Origin of the sequence: Mesorhizobium sp. CA5, from assembly GCF_020165105.1 — a bacterium.
In the GTDB taxonomy this organism is placed as follows: Bacteria; Pseudomonadota; Alphaproteobacteria; order Rhizobiales; family Rhizobiaceae; genus Mesorhizobium.
The window spans coordinates 232,652-252,815 of record NZ_JAIUHJ010000004.1 but is presented as its reverse complement, the minus strand read 5'-3'; the positions used below and the strand labels follow the sequence as shown (position 1 = coordinate 252,815).

At 63.9% G+C, this 20,164-nt stretch carries 23 protein-coding genes; 12 read left to right on the top strand and 11 right to left on the bottom strand.

All coding sequences use genetic code 11. The features are described from left to right. Window positions 1-43 precede the first annotated feature (43 nt). From LB529_RS07840 to hisB, 8 genes are read right to left on the bottom strand one after another with little or no spacing between them, the layout of a single operon-like run. Window positions 44-367 carry a phosphoribosyl-ATP diphosphatase gene (locus LB529_RS07840; RefSeq protein ID WP_224710738.1) on the bottom strand — a complete coding sequence of 108 codons (324 nt, stop codon included), beginning with the start codon at window positions 365-367 and terminating at the stop codon, window positions 44-46. A 9-nt stretch (window positions 368-376) separates the two neighbouring features. Further along, window positions 377-1,168 (bottom strand): imidazole glycerol phosphate synthase subunit HisF, encoded by a 792-nt coding sequence (gene hisF, locus LB529_RS07835; protein WP_224525967.1) that lies wholly within the window; start codon window positions 1,166-1,168, stop codon window positions 377-379. Then, window positions 1,168-2,007 carry an arginase family protein gene (locus tag LB529_RS07830; protein WP_224710737.1) on the bottom strand — a complete coding sequence of 280 codons (840 nt, stop codon included), beginning with the start codon at window positions 2,005-2,007 and terminating at the stop codon, window positions 1,168-1,170. Before LB529_RS07830 ends, hisF begins: the two co-directional genes overlap by 1 nt. Further along, a complete protein-coding gene (gene hisA / locus LB529_RS07825) occupies window positions 2,004-2,750 on the bottom strand; it encodes a 1-(5-phosphoribosyl)-5-[(5-phosphoribosylamino)methylideneamino]imidazole-4-carboxamide isomerase (RefSeq protein WP_224710736.1) in 747 nt (248 codons plus the stop codon). Before hisA ends, LB529_RS07830 begins: the two co-directional genes overlap by 4 nt. 3 nt (window positions 2,751-2,753) lie before the next feature. Beyond that, window positions 2,754-3,044, bottom strand: a complete 291-nt coding sequence (locus LB529_RS07820) for a DUF1330 domain-containing protein (protein WP_095768012.1) — start codon at window positions 3,042-3,044, stop codon at window positions 2,754-2,756. Between the two features lie 2 nt (window positions 3,045-3,046). After that, complete coding sequence (gene hisH / locus LB529_RS07815) at window positions 3,047-3,697, bottom strand: imidazole glycerol phosphate synthase subunit HisH (RefSeq protein WP_224710735.1); 651 nt, start codon at window positions 3,695-3,697, stop codon at window positions 3,047-3,049. A 1-nt stretch (window position 3,698) separates the two neighbouring features. Then, the gene (locus tag LB529_RS07810; RefSeq protein ID WP_224710734.1) at window positions 3,699-4,169 is read right to left on the bottom strand and encodes a DUF2628 domain-containing protein; all 471 of its coding nucleotides are present in this window, start codon (window positions 4,167-4,169) and stop codon (window positions 3,699-3,701) included. Window positions 4,170-4,173: 4 nt separating this feature from the next. Further along, window positions 4,174-4,770, bottom strand: a complete 597-nt coding sequence (gene hisB / locus LB529_RS07805) for an imidazoleglycerol-phosphate dehydratase HisB (protein ID WP_224710733.1) — start codon at window positions 4,768-4,770, stop codon at window positions 4,174-4,176. A 215-nt stretch (window positions 4,771-4,985) separates the two neighbouring features. Here hisB and hslV point away from each other — a divergent pair, with 215 nt between their 5' ends. From hslV to LB529_RS07780, 5 genes are all read left to right on the top strand, one after another. Then, window positions 4,986-5,537: an ATP-dependent protease subunit HslV gene (hslV, locus tag LB529_RS07800; RefSeq protein WP_040986886.1), complete on the top strand. Its 552-nt coding sequence runs from the start codon at window positions 4,986-4,988 to the stop codon at window positions 5,535-5,537. A gap of 45 nt (window positions 5,538-5,582) precedes the next feature. Next, the gene (locus tag LB529_RS07795) at window positions 5,583-6,107 is read left to right on the top strand and encodes a GNAT family N-acetyltransferase (protein WP_224708667.1); all 525 of its coding nucleotides are present in this window, start codon (window positions 5,583-5,585) and stop codon (window positions 6,105-6,107) included. Between the two features lie 4 nt (window positions 6,108-6,111). After that, window positions 6,112-6,711, top strand: a complete 600-nt coding sequence (locus LB529_RS07790; RefSeq protein ID WP_224710732.1) for a DUF2585 domain-containing protein — start codon at window positions 6,112-6,114, stop codon at window positions 6,709-6,711. 5 nt (window positions 6,712-6,716) lie between these two features. Continuing rightward, entirely contained in the window at window positions 6,717-8,027 is a 1,311-nt protein-coding gene (gene hslU / locus LB529_RS07785; protein ID WP_224546353.1) for an ATP-dependent protease ATPase subunit HslU, read from the top strand. 217 nt (window positions 8,028-8,244) lie between these two features. Next, entirely contained in the window at window positions 8,245-9,204 is a 960-nt protein-coding gene (locus tag LB529_RS07780; RefSeq protein ID WP_224629882.1) for a DUF1402 family protein, read from the top strand. A 162-nt stretch (window positions 9,205-9,366) separates the two neighbouring features. Here the strand turns inward: LB529_RS07780 and LB529_RS07775 are convergent, their stop codons facing one another. The 3 genes from LB529_RS07775 to LB529_RS07765 are packed head-to-tail and all read right to left on the bottom strand — an operon-like array spanning window position 9,367 to window position 12,052. After that, on the bottom strand, window positions 9,367-10,596 hold the full coding sequence (locus LB529_RS07775; protein WP_224710731.1) for an NAD(P)/FAD-dependent oxidoreductase: 1,230 nt from the start codon (window positions 10,594-10,596) through the stop codon (window positions 9,367-9,369). Window positions 10,597-10,601: 5 nt separating this feature from the next. Continuing rightward, entirely contained in the window at window positions 10,602-10,916 is a 315-nt protein-coding gene (locus LB529_RS07770) for a MocE family 2Fe-2S type ferredoxin (protein ID WP_224710730.1), read from the bottom strand. Between the two features lie 29 nt (window positions 10,917-10,945). Continuing rightward, window positions 10,946-12,052, bottom strand: a complete 1,107-nt coding sequence (locus LB529_RS07765) for a fatty acid desaturase family protein (protein ID WP_224710729.1) — start codon at window positions 12,050-12,052, stop codon at window positions 10,946-10,948. A gap of 173 nt (window positions 12,053-12,225) precedes the next feature. Between LB529_RS07765 and LB529_RS07760 the strand changes: the two genes are divergently transcribed. From LB529_RS07760 to LB529_RS07730, 7 genes are all read left to right on the top strand, one after another. Continuing rightward, a complete protein-coding gene (locus tag LB529_RS07760) occupies window positions 12,226-13,257 on the top strand; it encodes a LacI family DNA-binding transcriptional regulator (protein ID WP_224514940.1) in 1,032 nt (343 codons plus the stop codon). Window positions 13,258-13,732: 475 nt separating this feature from the next. After that, on the top strand, window positions 13,733-14,674 hold the full coding sequence (locus LB529_RS07755; RefSeq protein WP_140543282.1) for a sugar ABC transporter substrate-binding protein: 942 nt from the start codon (window positions 13,733-13,735) through the stop codon (window positions 14,672-14,674). 181 nt (window positions 14,675-14,855) lie between these two features. Next, window positions 14,856-15,932, top strand: coding sequence for an ABC transporter permease (locus LB529_RS07750; protein WP_095768206.1), 1,077 nt, complete (start codon window positions 14,856-14,858; stop codon window positions 15,930-15,932). Window positions 15,933-15,934: 2 nt separating this feature from the next. Further along, a complete protein-coding gene (locus tag LB529_RS07745; RefSeq protein WP_140858779.1) occupies window positions 15,935-16,705 on the top strand; it encodes an ATP-binding cassette domain-containing protein in 771 nt (256 codons plus the stop codon). Window positions 16,706-16,783: 78 nt separating this feature from the next. After that, window positions 16,784-17,776, top strand: coding sequence for an inositol 2-dehydrogenase (gene iolG, locus LB529_RS07740; protein ID WP_224710728.1), 993 nt, complete (start codon window positions 16,784-16,786; stop codon window positions 17,774-17,776). Between the two features lie 29 nt (window positions 17,777-17,805). Continuing rightward, a complete protein-coding gene (locus tag LB529_RS07735; protein WP_224710727.1) occupies window positions 17,806-18,600 on the top strand; it encodes an SDR family oxidoreductase in 795 nt (264 codons plus the stop codon). 465 nt (window positions 18,601-19,065) lie between these two features. Then, window positions 19,066-20,157 carry a 3-deoxy-7-phosphoheptulonate synthase gene (locus LB529_RS07730; RefSeq protein ID WP_224710726.1) on the top strand — a complete coding sequence of 364 codons (1,092 nt, stop codon included), beginning with the start codon at window positions 19,066-19,068 and terminating at the stop codon, window positions 20,155-20,157. The last annotated feature ends 7 nt before the right edge of the window (window positions 20,158-20,164 follow it).

Below are 20,164 nucleotides of genomic sequence, written 5' to 3'. Positions count from 1 at the left end.
AGTGCGAAGCCGTTTTCGGGCGACATCATGCTCTCTCTTTCGATCAGCCCTGGGGCCGGGACGCCTTTTCGGCGGTACCCGAGCGGCTGGTTCGGCCCTCAAGCTCCTTCAGCACGTCGTCAAGCGGAATGCCCGCGATGCCAAGGACGACCAGCCAATGATATATAAGATCGGCGCTTTCCGAAACGACGGCTTTCTTGTCCCCCTTGACGGCGGCAATCACCGTCTCGACGGCTTCCTCGCCGAGCTTCTGCGCCGCCTTGTCGATGCCTTTGGCGAACAGCTTCGCCGTCCATGAGTCGGCGTCGCCGGAATGGGCGCGCTGATGGATGATCGTTTCCAGCTCGGCGAGTGAAAATTGAGCCATAGCAGCGGTTTAAGTCCGATGGGCGGCCGAGTCCAGCCGCATCGGCAGGCCGGCCCTGGCCATATGCGTCTTGGCTTCGGCGATGGTGTAGGTGCCGAAATGGAAGATCGAGGCGGCGAGCACCGCGCCCGCATGGCCGTCGCGGATACCCTCGACCAGGTGATCGAGTGTTCCGACGCCGCCGGAAGCGATCACCGGCACACGCACGGCGTCGGCAATCGCGCGGGTGAGCGCGATATCGTAACCGGCCTTGGTGCCGTCGCGGTCCATCGAAGTCAAAAGGATCTCGCCGGCGCCGCGCTCGACCATGCGTTGCGCGAATTCGACCGCGTCGATGCCGGTTTTCTCGCGTCCGCCATGGGTAAAGATCTCCCAGCGGTCGGTCTCGCCTTGCGCTGATACCTTCTTGGCGTCGATCGCCACGACGATGCACTGGTTGCCGAATTTATCGGCGGCTTCCGCGACGAAATCCGGGTTCTTCACCGCCGCCGTGTTGATCGACACCTTGTCGGCGCCGGCCAGGAGCAGCTTGCGGATGTCGGCCACCTGGCGCACGCCGCCGCCGACGGTGAGCGGCATGAAGCACTGCTCGGCAGTTCGGGCAACCACGTCGAATATCGTCTCGCGATTGTCGGACGAGGCGGTGATGTCGAGGAAGCAGAGCTCGTCGGCGCCTGCGGCATCATAAGCCTTGGCGGCCTCGACCGGGTCGCCGGCATCGACGAGGTCGACGAAATTGACGCCCTTGACCACGCGGCCGTTCTTGACGTCGAGGCAAGGGATGACGCGGGCCTTGAGCATCACTTGCGCTCCAGCGTCGAGAGCAGGTCGACCACCAGCGCGCCGACCAGCGGCGGCACGTCGCCCTTGGGATCGAAGGCCGGATCGTAGGCGGAGATGGTGAGCCCGGCGATGGCGAGCGGCCCGGCGAGGCCGCACATGGCGGTGCGCAGCTGCTCGGGAGCCGGACCCCCGGGCGTGGTGTAGCGATTGGCCTGCAGCTTCTCGGGGTCATGCACGTCAAGGTCGACATGCATGTGAACCTGGCGCGCGCCGTCGGCCTTCAGCCTTTGCGCCGCGCTCTTCCAGTCCGGGCATTCGGTCCGGATGATCGGCAGCTTTTCCAGCAGTTCCTTTTCCGCGCTGTCGAGGTCGCGCGCGTTGACCAGAACGCAGCGCGACGGATCGATCGGCTTGAAGCCCGGGATCTGCGCCGCTATCGATCGCCAGCACAGGCCCAGCACGGTGGCCAGCGCCATGCCGTCGAGAAAGCCCGTTGTGGTAGTTTCCGGCGTGTTGAGGTCGCCATGCTGGTCGGCCCAGATGATGGCGTCGGCGCCGGCACCTGCCACGGCGCCGGCGGCGGTCAGGCAGTTGCCGGCCAGCACGATTGGAAACCGCTTCCTGTCCAGCGCCATGCGGACTTCGCCCGAAACGGCATTGCAGACCGCAAATCCGGTGCCGATCTCGCGCTCGGCTTCGTCCTCGACCACCTTGCCGATGTCGCTCACCTCGACATCGTGCCCGGCGAGCTTCAGCGCCTCGGCCAGCCCGCCCGAAATCAGCGCGTCCGGGCCCTGGCCGCAGCCGCCGTGGAAATGGCCGCTGTCATAGGAGGCCAGAATGATCGAAATGTTCACGCTGTTGCCCCCGTCCGCTCGCCGCGCAGGATCGCCAGCGCCTCGGCCGGGTCGATACGTCCGTCATACAGGGCGCGGCCGGAGATCGCGCCTTCGAGTTTTTGCGCGTCGGGCATGGTCATGCGCACGATGTCGGCGATCGAGGCGAGGCCGCCGGAGGCGATCACCGGAATCGACACGGCCTCGGCGAGGTCGATGGTCGAATCCCAGTTGATGCCGGAAAGCACGCCGTCGCGGTCGATGTCGGTGTAGATGATGGCGGCGACGCCGGCGCCCTCGAATTTCTTCGCCAGCTCGATGACGCCGAGCTCGGAGGCCTCGGCCCAGCCTTCGACCGCGACCTTGCCGCCCTTGGCGTCGATGCCGACGGCTATTTTCCCGGGAAAGGCCTTGCAGGCCTCCTTGACCAGGTCGGGTTCGCGCACCGCCACGGTGCCGAGGATAACGCGCGTCAGGCCGCGATCCAGCCAATCCTCGATCTGCGGCAAGGTGCGGATGCCGCCGCCGAGCTGCACGGGATTCTTCGTCGCCTTCAGAATGGCGCCGACCGCCGCCGAATTGACGCTTTGGCCCTTGAAGGCGCCGTTGAGGTCGACGACATGCAGCCACTCGAAACCCTGGTCCTCGAAGGCCTTGGCCTGTGCGGCGGGGTCGTCGTTGTAGATGGTGGCGGTGGCCATGTCGCCATGCTTCAGGCGCACGCACTTTCCGTCCTTGAGGTCGATGGCGGGAAACAGGATCATCGGTCAGGCGCCCTCGACAATGACGAAATGGCCGGTCGAAGCGGCGAGCCGGAACTTCGAGGCATGCTGATATTCAGGCGAATGGTAGCATTCGATCGCCTTGTCGTAGGACTCGAACTCCACCAGCACGTGACGGTTGCCGGTCGGCCCTTCCGGACTCTCGTAGCGTCCCGCGCGGACCGGGAACTTTGCGCCGTATTTCGCGAAAGCGACGGCATTCGCGTCGATATACTGCTTGTAGACATCCGGATCGCGGACATCGATCATTGCCATCCAATAGCCCTTCTTGCTCATTGTCAGGGCCTCCACTTCAGGAAATTGGTGATCAGGGCCAGGCCGAGCGCTTGGCTCTTCTCGGGGTGGAACTGCGTGCCGGCAAGGTTGTCGCGGGCGACGGCCGCCGTCACCGCGCCGCCATAATCGGTCGTCGCCAGCACTTCGCCCGAATTCTTCGCGTCCAGATGATAGGAATGGACGAAATAGGCGTGCAGCCCCTTCGGGCCGGTCTCGATGCCGGAAAACAGTGGGTGCTTGCGTTGGAGTTCGATCGTGTTCCAGCCGATCTGCGGGATCTTCAGCGCCGGATCGGACGGCGTGATCTCCTTAACGTCGCCGGCGATCCAGCCGAGCCCATTGGTGACGGTCTTCTCCAACCCGCGTTGCGACATCAGCTGCATGCCGACGCAGATACCGAGGAAAGGCCGCCCCTTACGAAGCGCGACCTCTTCCACCGCCTCCCACATGCCTGCCACCGCATTCAGGCCGGCGGCGCAGTCGGCATAGGCGCCGACGCCCGGCAGCACGATGCGGTCGGCGGAACGCACGCGCTCGGCGTCGGCCGTCAGCTCGATCGTCGCGGCAAGGCCTGCCTCATGCGCGGCGCGCTCGAAGGCCTTGGTGGCCGAGCGCAGATTGCCCGAGCCGTAGTCGATGATTGCCACCCGCATGTCAGGGCCTTCCAGGCGTATGAGTCAGGCCGAGCGCCATGCCTGTCTGCGGCGGACGTGCCTGCGATGCATCCGGCACGATGCGCGGCAGAGGCTGCTCCTCGCTCTCCTCGCCGGTTTCCAGCGCATGGCGCGTCTCGGCATCGGCGAGATTGCCGGCCTCGATCACGCCCCATTCGCGCCAGCCGCGCCGCCGCAGCGAGGCGATCCTCAGGCCCTGGCCTTCGAAGCCGACATAGAGCGAGACCAGCAGCGACAGCAGCGATCCGGCCCCCTCAAGCCCGAGCCTCTCGCCGGCCACCGACAGGATCGCCATGACGATGAAGGTCAGAGCCGCCTCGATCCACATCCGGTGCCAGGCGAGCCAGAGCGGCGCGACCAGGAAACCCAGCCAGGTGAAGCTGTCGCGCACGAAAATTGCGTCCTCGGCTTTGTTGCCGGCCGGCGGCGCCATCACGACATAGATCGCCATAGGGCTATCCTTTCAGGGATCCCTTGGTGGAAGGCACCGCGTCGGGCTGGCGCGGATCGGGCTCTAGCGCCGCGCGCAACGCCCGCGCCACCGCCTTGAAGCACGTTTCGGCGATATGATGGTTGTTGGCGCCGTAATGGTTGGCCACATGCAGCGTGACGCCGGCATTCTGCGTCAGCGCCTGAAAGAACTCGCGCACCAGCTCAGTGTCGAACGTGCCGATCTTCGGCGACGAGAAGCCCACATTCCAGACCAGGAAGGGCCGGCCCGACACGTCGATCGCCGCCCTGGTCAGCGTCTCGTCCATGGCAAGGTCGATCGAGGCATAGCGCATGATGCCGCGCCGTTCGCCCAGCGCCTTGCTCAGCGCCTGGCCGATCGCGATGCCGGTGTCCTCGACCGTGTGGTGGTCGTCGATATGCAGGTCGCCCTTGGCCTTGACCGTCATGTCGATCAGCGAATGCCGCGACAGCTGGTCGAGCATATGGTCGAAGAAGCCGACGCCGGTCGAAATGTCGGATTTTCCCTTGCCGTCGACATCGACGGAGACCGAAATCTCGGTTTCCTTGGTCTTGCGGCTGACTTCGGCCGAACGCGTCATCGCTTTGTCCTTGTTGCCCTGCTTGGAGGCGCCAGGGCTTGAAAACGAAAGCCTTCTATCAGCATGATCCGGCGATTGCCAGTTGCCATTCCGGCCGCTATCGGCTCGGCCTGAGGTGGTTTGCAATCGTTGGCCCTATGCATACATATGGCCGATCAAACTCACTCGTACCGCGCCAATCGCCTTTTCAAGGGATAGCGCGCATCGGAGCTCAAATGTCGAATGAACTCACCATGCACGCCACGACCATCATCAGCGTGCGCAAGGGCAACAAGGTCGTGATCGCCGGCGACGGCCAGGTCAGCCTCGGCCAGACGATCATGAAGGGCAACGCCCGCAAGGTGCGCCGCATTGGCAAGGGCGGCAGCGTCATTGCCGGCTTCGCCGGCGCTACCGCCGACGCCTTCACCCTGCTCGAGCGGCTCGAAGCCAAGCTCGAGCAATATCCGGACCAGCTGACGCGCGCCTGCGTCGAGCTCGCCAAGGATTGGCGCACCGATCGCTATCTGCGCCGGCTGGAAGCCATGATGCTGGTCGCCGACAAGTCGGTCTCGCTGGCGCTGACCGGCAATGGCGACGTGCTGGAGCCCGAACATGGCGTCATGGCCATCGGCTCCGGCGGCAATTACGCGCTGGCCGCGGCACGCGCGCTGATCGACACCGACAAGGATGCCGAGGAGATCGCCCGCAAGGCCATGCAGATCGCGTCCGACATCTGCGTCTACACCAACAACAATTTTGTCGTCGAAACGCTCGATGCCGCTTGAACGACCATGATCCCGAAGGGTGGCCGCCGGTTTTCGGATAAGATCATGGTCGAACAGGAAGATAGCTATGATTTTCGGCCGGTCACGGAAAAAGACCTGCCGATGATCGCCGGCTGGCTGCGCGAGCCGCATGTCGCCGCATGGTGGGACGATCCGGAAAAGGAAATCGCCGAGATCCGCGAGCATATCGATTCGGTTTCGGTGGAGCCGCTGATCGTCGAGCTCGACGGCAGGCCGATCGCCTATCTGCAGAGCTATGATCCGCATATGGAGGACGACCATCCCTATGCCGACCAGCCCTTCGGCACGCTGGGCATCGACCTCACGATCGGCCCGCCGGAACTGGTCGGCATCGGCCATGGCTCGGCCATCCTGCGCCAGTTCGTCGAGGAGCTTTTGGAGGAAGGCGCGCCGCGCGTCATCATCGATCCGCATCCCGACAATGGCCGCGCCATCCGCGCCTATGAGAAGGCCGGCTTCAGGCCGATCGGCCGCAGGCATTCGCAATATGGGGACGTCGTGCTGATGGCCGTCGATTCGGCCAACGACGATGAACATCTGGGGGACTGATTGAATGACCGCATCCGGAGGGGACAAGACGCTTTCGGCCTATGAAGACAGCTGGCGCATGGGCCTGCTGCTCGTGCTTGCTTTGATAACCTTCCAGGCAGGCGCCTTGTACGGCATGGGCCATCCGCCGATCTGCACCTGCGGCTACGTCAAGCTCTGGCACGGCGTGGTCAACAGTTCGGAGAACTCCCAGCACATCGCCGACTGGTACACATTCTCGCACATCATCCACGGCTTCCTGTTCTATGCGCTGGCCTGGGCGCTGTTCCCGCGCTCGCCGGTGGGCTTAAGGCTCGCCTTCGCCGTACTCATCGAAGCCGGCTGGGAGATCCTGGAAAACAGCCCCTTCATCATTGACCGCTACCGTGCCGGCACCATCTCGCTCAACTATTACGGCGACTCGATCATCAACTCGGTGTCCGACACGCTGTTCATGGCGCTGGGATTTGTGATGGCGCGAAAGCTACCTATATGGGTGGTCGTGGCCCTGGCGCTCATCTTCGAGTTCGGCACGGGTTACATCATCCGGGACAATCTGACGCTCAACGTGATCATGCTGCTGCATCCGTTCGAGTTTATCAGGCAGTGGCAAAGTGGAATTTGAGTAATATGAGCACCTTTTCTCCCCGCGAAATCGTTTCGGAACTCGATCGCTTCATCATCGGCCAGAAGGACGCCAAGCGCGCCGTGGCCATTGCCTTGCGCAACCGCTGGCGCCGCCAGCAGCTGGAAGGCCAGATGCGCGAAGAGGTGATGCCGAAGAACATCCTGATGATCGGCCCGACCGGGGTCGGCAAGACCGAGATCTCGCGGCGTCTGGCGCGGCTCGCCGGCGCGCCCTTCGTCAAGGTCGAGGCCACGAAATTCACCGAGGTCGGTTATGTCGGCCGCGATGTCGAGCAGATCGTGCGCGATCTCGTCGAGGTCGCCATCGGCCTGACGCGCGAGAAGATGCGCGAGGACGTCGCCGCGCGCGCCCAGATCAACGCCGAGGAACGCGTGCTGGAAGCGCTGGTCGGCAAGACGGCGAGCCCGGCGACCCGCGACTCCTTCCGCAAGAAGCTGCGCGATGGCGAGCTCGACGACAAGGAGATCGAGATCGAGGTGGCCGACACCGGCACCGGCGGCATGCCCGGCTTTGAGATTCCCGGCATGCCGGGCGCCAACGTCGGCGTGCTCAACATCAACGACATGCTTTCGAAGGCCATGGGCGGCCGCAGGACGAAGACCCGCAAGACCACGGTGCGCGATTCCTATGCGCTGTTGGTCAACGACGAGTCCGACAAGCTGCTCGACCAGGACGAGGTGGTGCGCAGGGCGCTGGAATCGGCCGAGAATGACGGCATCGTCTTCCTCGACGAGATCGACAAGATCGCCGCAAGAAGCGACATTTCGGGCGGCCCGTCGCGCGAAGGCGTGCAGCGCGACCTGCTGCCGCTGGTCGAAGGCACCACGGTCGCGACCAAATATGGGCCGATCAAGACCGACCATATATTGTTCATCGCTTCGGGCGCCTTCCATGTCTCCAAACCGTCCGACCTGCTGCCCGAGCTGCAGGGCCGCCTGCCGATCCGTGTCGAGCTGCGCGCGCTGGAGAAGGCGGATTTCATCCGCATCCTCACCGAGACTGAGGCGAGCCTCATCAAGCAGTATATCGCGTTGATGAAGACCGAAGGCGTCGAGCTGACCTTCACCGACGACGCCATCGATTCGCTTGCCGGCATCGCCGTCGATCTCAACGCCAGCGTCGAGAACATCGGCGCCCGGCGCCTGCAGACGGTGATGGAGCGTGTGCTGGACGAGATTTCCTACGACGCGCCCGACCGCCACGGCACGGCGGTCACCATCGACGCCGCCTATGTCGAGAAGCATGTCGGCGACCTGTCGCGCAACACCGACCTGTCGCGGTTTATTCTTTAAGCTCTATCTGGGTTTTGGGCTGGCCTTCGAGCCGGCCTGAAACGCCCGCCCAATGCCCCGATTTCGGGCCGGCTCAGGCCGGCCTGAAACGCCCTTCCAATCCAAAGTGTGGCCAAATGGAAGCATCTGGCCACCATTTTCGCGCACGGCTCGAAGCCTTCTCTCGACTCTGCCATGCGCTTTACCTAGTTTGCCGCGCATTCGAAGGCGGCGGCGTATGAAGAAACTTATCCTGCTTTTTCTCGGCATGGCCCTGGCGGCGGCGGTGGCAACCGCCGATGCCGCGACCATCGTGCCCCCGGGCAACCGCAACAGCGTGCAGCCGGATATTCCAGGCGCCTCCAGCCGGCGCACCCAGGCCACCAACACCACCTTCCAGGCCAAGTACCGCAAGGTCTACGCGCTGTTGCAGAACGATGCCGAGCTGCGCGGCAAGATCAGGAAGGCGGCAGCAGCCTACGGTATCGATCCCATGCATATCGTCGGCGCCATCGTCGGCGAGCATACCTACAATGTCGACGCTTATGACCGCCTGCAGACCTATTACGTGAAGGCGATCTCCTATTTGTCGAGCAAGCTCTCTTTCGCCTATCACGGCGAGGACGTCTCGGATTTCATCCAGCGGCCGGAATTCGAGAAATGCGCCGGCATGGACGACAGCTACGACCTTTGGGAATGCCGCGAGCAGGTGTGGAACCGCGCCTTCCGCGGCAAGAGCGTCGGCGGCGAGGATTTCCCCAACGATCGCTTCGGCGCCACCTTCTTTCAGCCTTATTATGCCGGCCAGACCTTCGGCCTCGGCCAGTTGAACCCGCTGACTGCGTTGCAGATGAGCGACCTCGTGCACAAGGTCTCGGGCCTGCCCAGGCTCGACGTCGGCGATCCTAATGCCGTCTATAAGACCATCATGGACCCGGACCTGACGCTGCCTTATGTCGCCGCGACCATCAGGAAGTCCATCGACGCCTACCGCGGCATCGCCGGCTTCGACATCTCGAAAAATCCGGGCCTCACCGCCACGCTCTACAATGTCGGCAACCCCGAAGAGCGCGCTTATGCTCTGAAGGCCGAGAACGACAAGCGCCGCGCCGCCGGCGAACCGGAAAAGCTGCCCGAGGAAAACTATTACGGCTGGTTGGTCAACGACAAGCTGGATGAGCTGAAGGCGCTGTTTTAGGCGCGTCACATTCGCGCTGCCCCTCAAGACCCGCGACCCCATCCTTTCGTCATTCTAGGGTCTGCGCGCGTCGCTTCGCTCCTTGCTCCGCCCTAGAATGACGAAGGATATGCCGGCAGGCAGATGAGGGGCGGCGCCGCGATCAACAATTGGCGCGCCAGTTCACGCAGCCAGCAGCGACTTCAGCTTGACCGCTTGCGAGCCGAGCGCTTCCGGCGCCGGGCTCGCCCGCTTGGCGATCAGCATTTCCGCCAGCCGGATGTCGCGCGCCACCGCATTGCCGGGGCCGATGCCGCTGGCGGCGACCAGCCTGCCATCCTCGGCCAGGTGGAACAGGATGAAGGCGCCGTCGTCGAGGTCGCGCCGCACGGTGCTCTTGCCTTCGTCGGACAGCCCGGCGATCTGCAGGGTCAGCCCATACTGATCCGACCAGAACCACGGCACGGCGGCATGCGCCTCGCCGGCGCCCAGCATGTTCTTCGCGGCCAAGGCGCCCTGTTCCTGGGCGTTGCGCCAGGCTTCGAGACGCACGCGCCGTCCGCCATAGACGGCAAGCGGGAACGAGCAGCAATCGCCCGCGGCGAAGATATCCGGATCGGCGGTGCGCAACTGCTCGTCGACCGCGATGCCGTTGTCGATGGCCAGCCCCGCCTCGGCGGCAAGCGCCGTCACCGGCACGGCGCCGATGCCGATCACCGCGAGATCGGCGACGATGGCCTGCCCGTCGGCCAGCGTGATGCTGACCTCCGCGCCGTCATCGGCGATCGCCGCTATCCCCTGGCCGGTGCGGATCGCAACGCCCTCGGCCTGATGCGCCTTGTGGATGATCTCGGCGATTTCGGCCGGCACGCCGCGCATCAGGATGCGCGGCTGCGCCTCGATGACGGCGACGATCGCGCCTAGCTTGCGCGCCGCGGCGGCAAGCTCGAGGCCAATGAAGCCGCCGCCGATGATGGCGACGCGGTTGCCGGCGCTGAGATGAGCGCGAATGGCCAAAGCATCGTTGAACGTCCTGAGATAGACGCAACGCTCCCCGAGACCCGGCATCGGCAGCGTGCGCGGCACGGATCCGGTCGCCAGCAAAAGCTTTTGATATGGCAGGGAGGATCCGTCCGACAGTTGCACGACATGCGCGGCACGATCGACCGCGACGGCCCGAACAGAATGGATGTGGCGGATCGAGCGTTCGGCGAACAGCGCGTCGGTGGCGATCACTTTGATGGCCGGCGCCTCGCCGGTCATCGCTTCCTTCGACAGCGGCGGCCGCTCATATGGCAGATGCGGCTCGTCGCCGACCAGCGTCACCGGCCCCTCGAAGCCGAGATCGCGCAGGGCGAGCGCGGCGCGCCCGCCGCATTCGCCGGCTCCGATGACCACCATTCCTCCCGTCATCAGCGTCACCCGACCTGAACAAGAACTTTGCCGGCGTCGACCTTGACCGGATAGGTCCTGAGGCTGACGCAGACCGGCGCGCCGCGCGCGTTACCGGTCTTGTAGTTGAAGCGGCCATTGTGCTTCGGGCATTCGATGATGTCGTCCATCACCAGCCCGTCGGCCAGATGCACCTTTTCATGCGTGCACAGCCCGTCGGTCGCGAAATATTCGTCGTCCGGGCTGCGGTAGATGGCGAAGGTGCGTCCGGCATGGTCGAACCGCATCACGTCCTCCTCATCGATGTCCCCGGCCGCGCAGGCCTCGACCCAGTCGCTCATCTCGTCCTCCGCGAAATCGGTTGGTTACGCTATTCGGCCGCGGCCGCCACCGGGTTGTCGTTGTGCAGCTCTTCCCGGTAGGGCTTCGCCGTCGGCGGCAGCGCGCGCTTGAGGAAATAATCCTCATTGCGCAGCTGGCGCAGGAAGGCCGGGATCATCTCGCGATAGCCGGCCAGGATCGACGGCGTCGGCGCCGGCAGATCGTGCTTGATCATCTCATGCAGCTTCGGCAGCGCGTGGTAGGGCACCATCGGGAACATGTGGTGCTCCACATGGTAATTCATGTTCCAATAGACGAAGCGGCTGACCGGGTTCATGTAGACGGTGCGGCTGTTCAGCCGGTGATCGATGACGTTCTCGGCCAGCCCGCCATGCTGCAGCAGGCCGGTCATGACGTGATGCCAGGCGCCGTAGAGGCGGGGCAGGCCGATCAGCAGCAGCGGCAGCCAGGAATGCAGATAGAGCGCCAGGGCGATGGTCGCCATATAGATGGCGAGCCATATGCGGGCGACGCGGATGGCCTTCGGCTGTTCCTGTTCGGGGATGAAGGTCTTTTCCGCCGCGCTGATGACGCCGGCGGCGTTGCGCAGCATGTCGGTCATGGCATGCCATGCGTCGAGAATGCCGAAGAAGTTCAAGACAACGCGCAGCAGATCCGGCGGCCGCATGACGGCGATTTCGGGATCGCGGCCGACGATGATGGTGTCGGTATGGTGGCGTGTATGGCTCCAGCGCCATGTCACCGGATTGCGCATGATCATGAAGCAGGCGAGCTGGTAGACGGCGTCGTTCATCCACTGGGTGCGGAAGGCCGTGCCATGGCCGCATTCGTGCCAGCGGGAATCGGTCGAGGAGCCATAGAGCGTGCCATAGACGAAGAAGAATGGCACGCACCACCAGCTGCCCCAGAACCAGGCGCCGCCCGCGCCGCTGAGGATAAGCGCGCCGAGCCAGATGATAGTGTCGCGCATCGCCGGCTGGTCGGAGCGCTGCATCAGCTCCTTCATCTGCTTGCGCGGGATCTCGGTATGGTACCACTCGGCCGCCGCCAGCCCGTTCTCGACCGCGAGCTTGGCGTCGCGGCCGGTCAGGCTGTAGTCGCGTGGCGACGCCGACGAAGACGTCATGGCCGTCATTGAGGTTCCTCCAACAGCGCCTGGCGAACGGTTTTAGCAGGTCTGGGCTCGTTCATGGCCGGCTTCCACTTCACCATACCGCCGGCTCATGATAGTCTCAACATCAGGAAGATAGTTTCTATCATTTCCTATCAGAGTGAGATATCCTAAGTCGGACAAGCAATGGAGCATTCATGGCAAAGCGGCCGACCATTAGCGATCTCGCGCGCGTCTCGGGCGTCAGTGTCGCCACCGTCGACAGGGTGCTGAACAGCCGCCTGCCGGTGCGCGAGGAGACGGCGCGCCGGGTGTATGAGGCCGCCACCGAGATCGGCTACCACGCGGCGGGGCTGATCAAGCAGCGCATGCGCCAGGAATTGCCGGAATACCGGCTCGGCTTCCTGCTGCTGAGGGGCAATGACGTCTTCTATGGCGATTTTGCCAGGGAGCTCGAGCTGGCGGTTTCGCAGTCGCAACGTTTCCGCGGCACTGCCGCGATCGACTTCGCCACGTCGCTGGCGCCCGATGAGATTGCGGGCCAGATGCGCAGGCTGGCGGCCAAGTCGAGAGCCATCGCCGTTGTCGGCCCGGATCACCCGACGCTGACGGCGGTGGTGGAGGCACTGAAGGCGAGGGGGCAGCCGGTCTTCTCCCTGCTGTCCGATTTTGCCGCCGGCATCCGCGAGGGCTATGTCGGTCTCGACAACCGCAAGGTCGGACGCAGCGCCGCATGGATGATCGCCAAGGCCGCCAGGAAGCCGGGCAAGGTGGCGCTCTTCGTCGGCAGCCACCGCTTCCATGGCCACGAGCTGCGCGAGATCGGCTTCCGCTCCTATTTCCGCGAGCACGCGCCGGATTTCACCGTGATGGAGACGCTGGTCAACCTGGAGGCGAATGACGTGACGCATGACGCCATGCTCGATCTTCTGGCGCGCCATCCCGATCTTGCCGGTTGCTATGTCGCCGGCGGCGGCATGGAAGGCGCCGTCTCGGCGCTGAGAACGGCAAACCCAGCGGTTATGCCGGTCGTCATCTGCAACGAGATCAACGCCGTCTCGCGCGCAGCACTTGCCGACAACATCCTCACCATGGTGATCTCGACGCCGCTCGCCGCGCTCTGCCGGGAACTCCTGGGGCTGATGGCCCATGCCATCGAAAGCGGCGCCGCCAATGCGCCGGGGCAGACCTTCCTGCCCTTCGATATCTATCTGCCGGAAAACATCTAGAAGCTCCAGCGCAGGAATTGTGATCGGTCGCCCGTTTGCGTTGGCAGGCGGCACGCGTTGGAGATTGGTCGAAACGCCCATCGCGTCGATTCGCTCCTCGCTTCGCCATAGAATGACGAGTTTGGGGCGGCTTCAGCCAATTCCCGGCGTTTGCGATGGTCGATGTGCAAGAATCCATCAGGCTGATGGATTCTTTCATGACGATTTGCTTCGATTCGGGCTCTGGTTTCGACGATCGGGACCGAAAAACCGGCCAATCTCGTCGGAATCGCCCTTGACGTTTCCAAAACGAAATGGAATAAATATTTCACTAACTAGGCTTTTTGGTTCTTTCGTTCCGGAACGCCTGTGCGAACGGAGGAAGAGGCGTTCCAGTCGAGTTGGGACGCCGCATGGCCGCAGGGAGAGATTCCCCGGGCAAACCGGGGATTCCGGTTCAATGGGTGCAGCCGGACACCAAGTGGAGGAGAATAAAATGAAGAAACTGCTTTTGGGCGTCGCGCTTTCGGCGCTGATGTGTTCATCCGCCTTCGCCGCCAAGATCGGCGTTTCGATGGCCAAGTTCGACGACAACTTCCTGACCGTGCTGCGCAACGGCATGATCGCGCAGGCCAAGGGCATGAGCGGTGTCGAATTGCAGGTTGAGGACGCGCAGAACGACGTGGCCAAGCAGCTCGACCAGATCAAGAACTTCGCCGCCTCGGGCGTCGACGCCATCATCGTCAATCCGGTCGATACCTCGGCCACCCAGGCAATGTCGGACGCGGCCGCCGCGGCCAAGATCCCGCTGGTCTATGTCAACCGCCAGCCGGTCAATGTCGACCAGCTGCCGGACAACCAGGCTTTCGTCGCGTCGAACGAGGCGGAATCCGGCACGCTCGAGACCAAGGAAGCCTGCCGCCTGTTCAAGGAAGCCGGCAAGAAGGAAGCCAATGTCTACGTGATCATGGGCGAGCTCTCGAACCAGGCCGCGGTGCAGCGCACCAAGGACATCGAGGAAGTCATCGCCACGCCGGACTGCAGCTTCATCAAGATCATCGACAAGCAGACCTCGAACTGGGATCGTGACCAGGCGCAGAACCTGATGACCAACTGGCTGTCGTCGGGCAAGGCGTTCGACGGCGTTATTGCCAACAACGACGAAAGCGCCATCGGCGCCATCCAGGCGATGAAGGCCGCCAACATCGACATGAAGTCGGTGGTCGTCGGCGGCGTCGACGCCACCCAGGATGCGTTGGCCGCGATGCAGGCAGGCGATCTCGACGTGACGGTCTTCCAGGACGCTGCCGGCCAAGGCGCCGGTGCGCTCGACGCCGCGCTGAAGCTCGCCAAGGGCGAAAAGGTGGAACACAAAGTCTATATCCCGTTCCAGCTCGTCACTCCGGCGAACATCGACAAGTTCTTGAAGAAGAACTGAGGCACGCCGGCGCAATTCCAGGAACGGTTTTCGGTACGGAATTGCGTGAAGACAAACCGCGGGGTGGTGCCGCGACGCATCGGACTGGCTGAAATCGGCTGCTGGCGAAGCGGCGCCGCTCTGTTCCTCTCCCGCCCGACAGGGCGGGAGAACGGGGCGCGGTCATTCGGAGGAAGAAGACGTGTCACAGACATCGCATGGCATTGGCGGTTTGAGCTATGACGCCAAGAAGCGTCCATGGCCGGCCGAGTTCAACGTGTTCCTGGCACTGGTCATCCTCGTCGTCGCCTTCGAGTTGATAGGCCGCGTCTTCCTCGGCGACAGCTTCCTGTTCAACACGCGCGAGAATGTGTCGGGCCTCTTCAACGAGCAGCGCCTGCAGATCATCATCCTGCAGGTCTCGATCGTCGGCATCATCGCTATCGGCGTCACCCAGGTGATCATCTGCGGCGGAATCGACCTGTCCTCGGGCTCCATTGTCGGCGCGACCGCCATGATCGCCATGAGCTTCGCCCAGGTCGCGACCGTCAACGGCAATCCCAATCCCAAGGCGATGTTCATCGATTATGGCTGGACCGACCTGCCGGTCATCGTGCCGGTGCTGGTCGCGATCGGCTGCGGACTGATCGCCGGCCTGATCAACGGCCTGTTGATCGCCTATACCCGCATTCCGCCGTTCATCGCCACGCTCGGCATGATGGTCACCGCCCGCGGCATCGCAAAATGGTGGTCGAAGGGCCAGCCGATCTCGTTCCCGACCGACAGCTTCGCGGCCATCGGCAAGGGCCTGATGCCTGTCGTCATCTTCATCTCGCTGGCGCTCCTGTTCCAGCTTATCCTGAGCTATACGAAATACGGCAAGCATTGCTATGCGATCGGCTCCAACGAGGATGCCGCGCGCATGTCGGGCATCAAGATCGCCAACCACAAGGTACTGGTCTACGCCATCGCCGGTATCCTCGCTTCGCTTGCCGCCGTGGTGCTCTGCTCCAAGAACCTCACCGCCCAGGCCGGCATGGGCGTCATGTACGAGCTCGATGCCATCGCCATGGCGGTCATCGGCGGCGTTTCGCTGTCGGGCGGCCGCGGCTCCATCATCGGCACCGTGATCGGCTCGCTGATCTTCGGCGTCATCATTTCCGGCTTCACCTTCCTGCGCCTCGACGCCTACTATCAAGAGATGGTCAAGGGCGTGATCATCGTCGGCGCGGTCGTTCTCGATCAATGGCGCCAGCGCCGCCGCGCGATAGGAGCTTGACCATGTCGGACATCGTTCTGAAGACCGAAAACCTCACCAAGCATTATGGCGGCGTGCACGCCTTGCAGGAGGCGAATTTCGAGCTGCGCAAGGGCGAGCATGTCGCCATCATGGGCGACAACGGCGCCGGCAAGTCGACCTTCGTGCGCCAGATCACCGGCGTCGAGCAGCGCACCGACGGCAAGATCTGGTTCGACGGCAAGGAAGTGAACTTCGCCGGCCCGATCGAGGCGCGCGAGGCGGGCATCGAGACCGTATTCCAGAACCTCGCTCTGGCCGACGATCTCGACGTGCCGTCGAACCTGTTCCTCGGCCGCGAGAAGGTGCTCTTCAATCTCGGACCCTTCTCGATCCTCGACCGCAAGGCGATGCGCAAGGCGACCGAGGCGGCGCTGATCCGCACGGCGGTGAAGATCCCCAACCTCTCCAGCACCATCCGCCATATGTCCGGCGGCCAGCGCCAATGCGTCGCGATCGCCCGGACCGCGACCTTCGCCTCCAAGCTGATCATTATGGACGAGCCGACGGCAGCGCTCGGCGTGCAGGAAACCGCGCAGGTCGAAAACATCATCCGTACGCTGAAGGAAAACGGCGAGCCACTGATCCTGGTCAGCCACAACATGCGCCAGGTGTTCGACCTGGTCGACCGCATCGTCGTCTTTCGCCGCGGCCGCATCGTCGCCAATTTGCGCAAGCAGGACACCGACGGCAACGACATCGTCGCCTACATCACCGGCGCGAAGACCGGACAGGCGGAACTGCAGGCCGCCTGACGGACGCCGCGACGGGATCAACCAATCATCCGCGCCGGCGGCGCGGACAGCTTTCTGAACCATCTCGAAGGATATTCCATGACTCTCCGCTTCGCTCTTCTCGGCGCCGGTCGTATCGGCAAGGTGCATGCCCGCGCCGTCGGCTCAAATCCGCAGGCAAAACTGGTTGCCGTCGCGGATGCCTTCGAGAAAGCGGCGACTGAGCTCGCCTCCGCCTACGGCGCCGAAGTCCGCACGATCGATGCCATCGAGCAGGCCAAGGACATCGACGCCGTCATCATCTGCACCCCGACCGACACCCATGCCGATCTGATCGAGCGCTTCGCCAAGGCCGGCAAGGCGATCTTCTGCGAGAAGCCGATCGATCTCTCCGTCGAGCGGGTCGAGCAGTGCCTTGCCGTTGTCGAGAAGACTAAGGCCACGCTGATGGTCGGCTTCAACCGCCGCTTCGACCCGCATTTCGCCGCCGTGCGCAAGGCGATCGACGACGGCGCCATCGGCACGGTCGAGATGGTCACCATCACCTCGCGCGATCCGGGCGCCCCGCCGCTCGACTACATCGCCCGCTCCGGCGGCATTTTTCGCGACATGACCATCCATGATTTCGACATGGCGCGCTTCCTGCTCGGCGAGGAGCCGGTGGCGGTCAGCGCGCACGCTTCGGTGCTGGTCGACAAGAAGATTGGCGAAGCCGGCGATTTCGATTCGGTCAGCGTCATCCTCGAGACCGCCTCCGGCAAGCAGGCCGTCATTTCCAATTCGCGCCGCGCCACCTATGGCTACGACCAGCGCATCGAGGTGCATGGCTCCAAGGGCATGGTCGCGGCCGAGAACCAGCGGCCGGTGTCGATCGAGCTCGCCAACGACAAGGGCTACACCCGCCCGCCGCTGCACGACTTCTTCATGACCCGCTACATCGACGCCTATGCCAACGAGATCGCCTCCTTCATCGCCGCGGCAACTGCCGGCAAGAAGGCGGCGCCGAGCGGCAAGGACGGGCTGATCGCGCTGAAGCTGGCCGACGCGGCCTTGCAGTCGGCCAAGACGGGCAAGACCATCCGCGTCGATTGAAATTTGAATACGGATTGAGGAGCACAGCGATGAACGGTTTGGCCGGTCGCAATTCACAAACGCGCGCCATCGTCACCGGCGGCGCGCAGGGCATCGGCTTCGCGGTTGCGGAAGCGCTTGCCGATGAGGGCTGCCGCGCGCTGGCCCTGATCGGCCGCTCGCAGGAAAAGGGCGACAGAGCGGTCGCGGCGCTGAAGAAGAACGGCGTCGACGCCATCTTCATCAGCGCCGATGTCGCCAAGGTCGCCGACTGCAAGCGCGCCGTCGAGACAGCGATCAAGCATTTCGGAACACTGGACGCGCTGGTCAACGCCGCCGCTACTTCCGCGCGGGGGTCGCTGGTGGAGACCACTGAAGAACTCTTCGACCAGATCTTCGACACCAATGTCCGCGGCCCCTTCTTCCTGATGCAGGGCCTCGTCGCGCATCTGCTCGAACGCAAGGCGCCGGGCTCGATCGTCAACGTGCTGTCGATGTCGGCGCATGCCGGCCAGTCCTTCCTGACGCCCTATTCGACCAGCAAGGGCGCGCTGATGACGCTGACCAAGAATGTCGCGAGCGCTTACCGGCGGAACCGCATCCGCTGCAATGCGGTGCTGCCCGGATGGATGGACACCGAGGGCGAGGCGATCGTCCAGAAAAAATGGCACGGAGCGTCGGATGACTGGTTGGAGAAGGCCGAGGCCGCGCAGCCCATGGGCCAGCTGGTCAAGCCCGCGCAGCTTGCCCGGCTGATCACCTACATGCTGAGCCCGCAGGCGGGCGTCATGACCGGCTCGCTGGTCGACTATGATCAGAATATTGCCGGGGTGATCGGGGAGTAGTCGCAGGGGAGCCTGGCGGCGACGCAGGTCACTTCGTCATCCACGGGCGGAGCAAGGAGCGAAGCGACGCGGCGCAGACCCGAGGATCCATGCCGCGACTCCGGAGCGTTGCTGCGGTCCAGAATTATGCATCGCCGCGCTCTTCGGCCAAGGTAACGGCATGGATTCCAGGGTCTTCGCGACGGAGCTTCGCTCCTGCTTCGCCCTGGAATGACGAAATCGCGAAGGGTCGGCCCCACCCGAAATTGCCAGCCTCAACAGGCGCGTGACAAGCGCTTCGACATCGACTATATGAACCGCATGATCCACCTGACCGCCTCGTTTTGGTACTTTTATTTCAGCTCGCTGGCGGCGGGAGGATTGCGCTCGATCTGAAAACTCTAGATCGAAAATCCGACAAGCCGCCAGACCTGGCGGCTTTTTTTGTTTCAGCCGGCAGGTCTCCTAAACCAGGAGCAGAAAGCCGTGTTGACCACCACAGACGACCTTCGGGTCACCGAAATCAGAGCCTTGAGCACGCCGGACGAGGTGATGCGCGAGATACCGCGCTCGCTCACCGCGACGCGCACCGTCGCCGCCTCGCGCAACGCCATCCATTCGATCCTCTCGGGGGCCGACGATCGACTGCTTGTCATCGTCGGCCCATGTTCAATCCACGATCCGGTCGCGGCCGTTGACTATGCCAGCCGTCTGGCGGCGCTGCGCGAGGCCCTGGCCGACCGGCTCGAGATCGTCATGCGCGTCTATTTTGAAAAGCCGCGCACCACGGTCGGCTGGAAGGGCCTGATCAACGATCCCGACCTCGACGGCAGCTTCAACATCGAAAAGGGGCTGCGCATGGCGCGCAACGTTCTGTCGGCCGTCAACAATCTCGGCCTGCCGGCGGCGACCGAGTTCCTCGACATGACCATCCCGCAATACATCGCCGACCTCGTCGCCTGGGGCGCCATCGGCGCCCGCACCGCCGAAAGCCAGATCCACCGCGAGCTGGCCTCGGGCCTGTCCTGCCCGGTCGGCTTCAAGAACGGCACCGACGGCAATCTCAGGATCGCCGGCGAGGCGGTGAAGTCCGCCGCCCAGCCGCATCATTTCATGGCGGTGACCAAGGGCGGCCGCAGCGCCATCGCAGCGACCACCGGCAACGAGGATTGCCATGTCATCCTGCGTGGCGGCGTCGCGCCGAACTATGATGCCGCAAGCGTCGAGGCCGCCGCGGCCGAGCTCGTCCGCATCGGCATCGCGCCGCGGCTGATGATCGACGTCAGCCATGCCAACAGCGCCAAGAAGCCGGAGAACCAGCCGAAGGTCGCGCATGACGTTGCGGGCCAGGTTGCCGCGGGCGACGAGCGCATCATCGGCGTCATGATCGAGAGCAATCTCGTCGCCGGCCGGCAGGACGTCGTGCCCGGCAAGCCGCTGGTCTACGGCCAGAGCATCACCGACGGCTGCATCGACTGGGCTATCACGGAAACGGTGCTGCACGGCCTCGCCGGCGCGGTCGAATGGCGGCGGTCGGTGAAGCGGGAGATGCTTGCCAGCCGGCAGGGCGCGGCTTAAGGGAAAT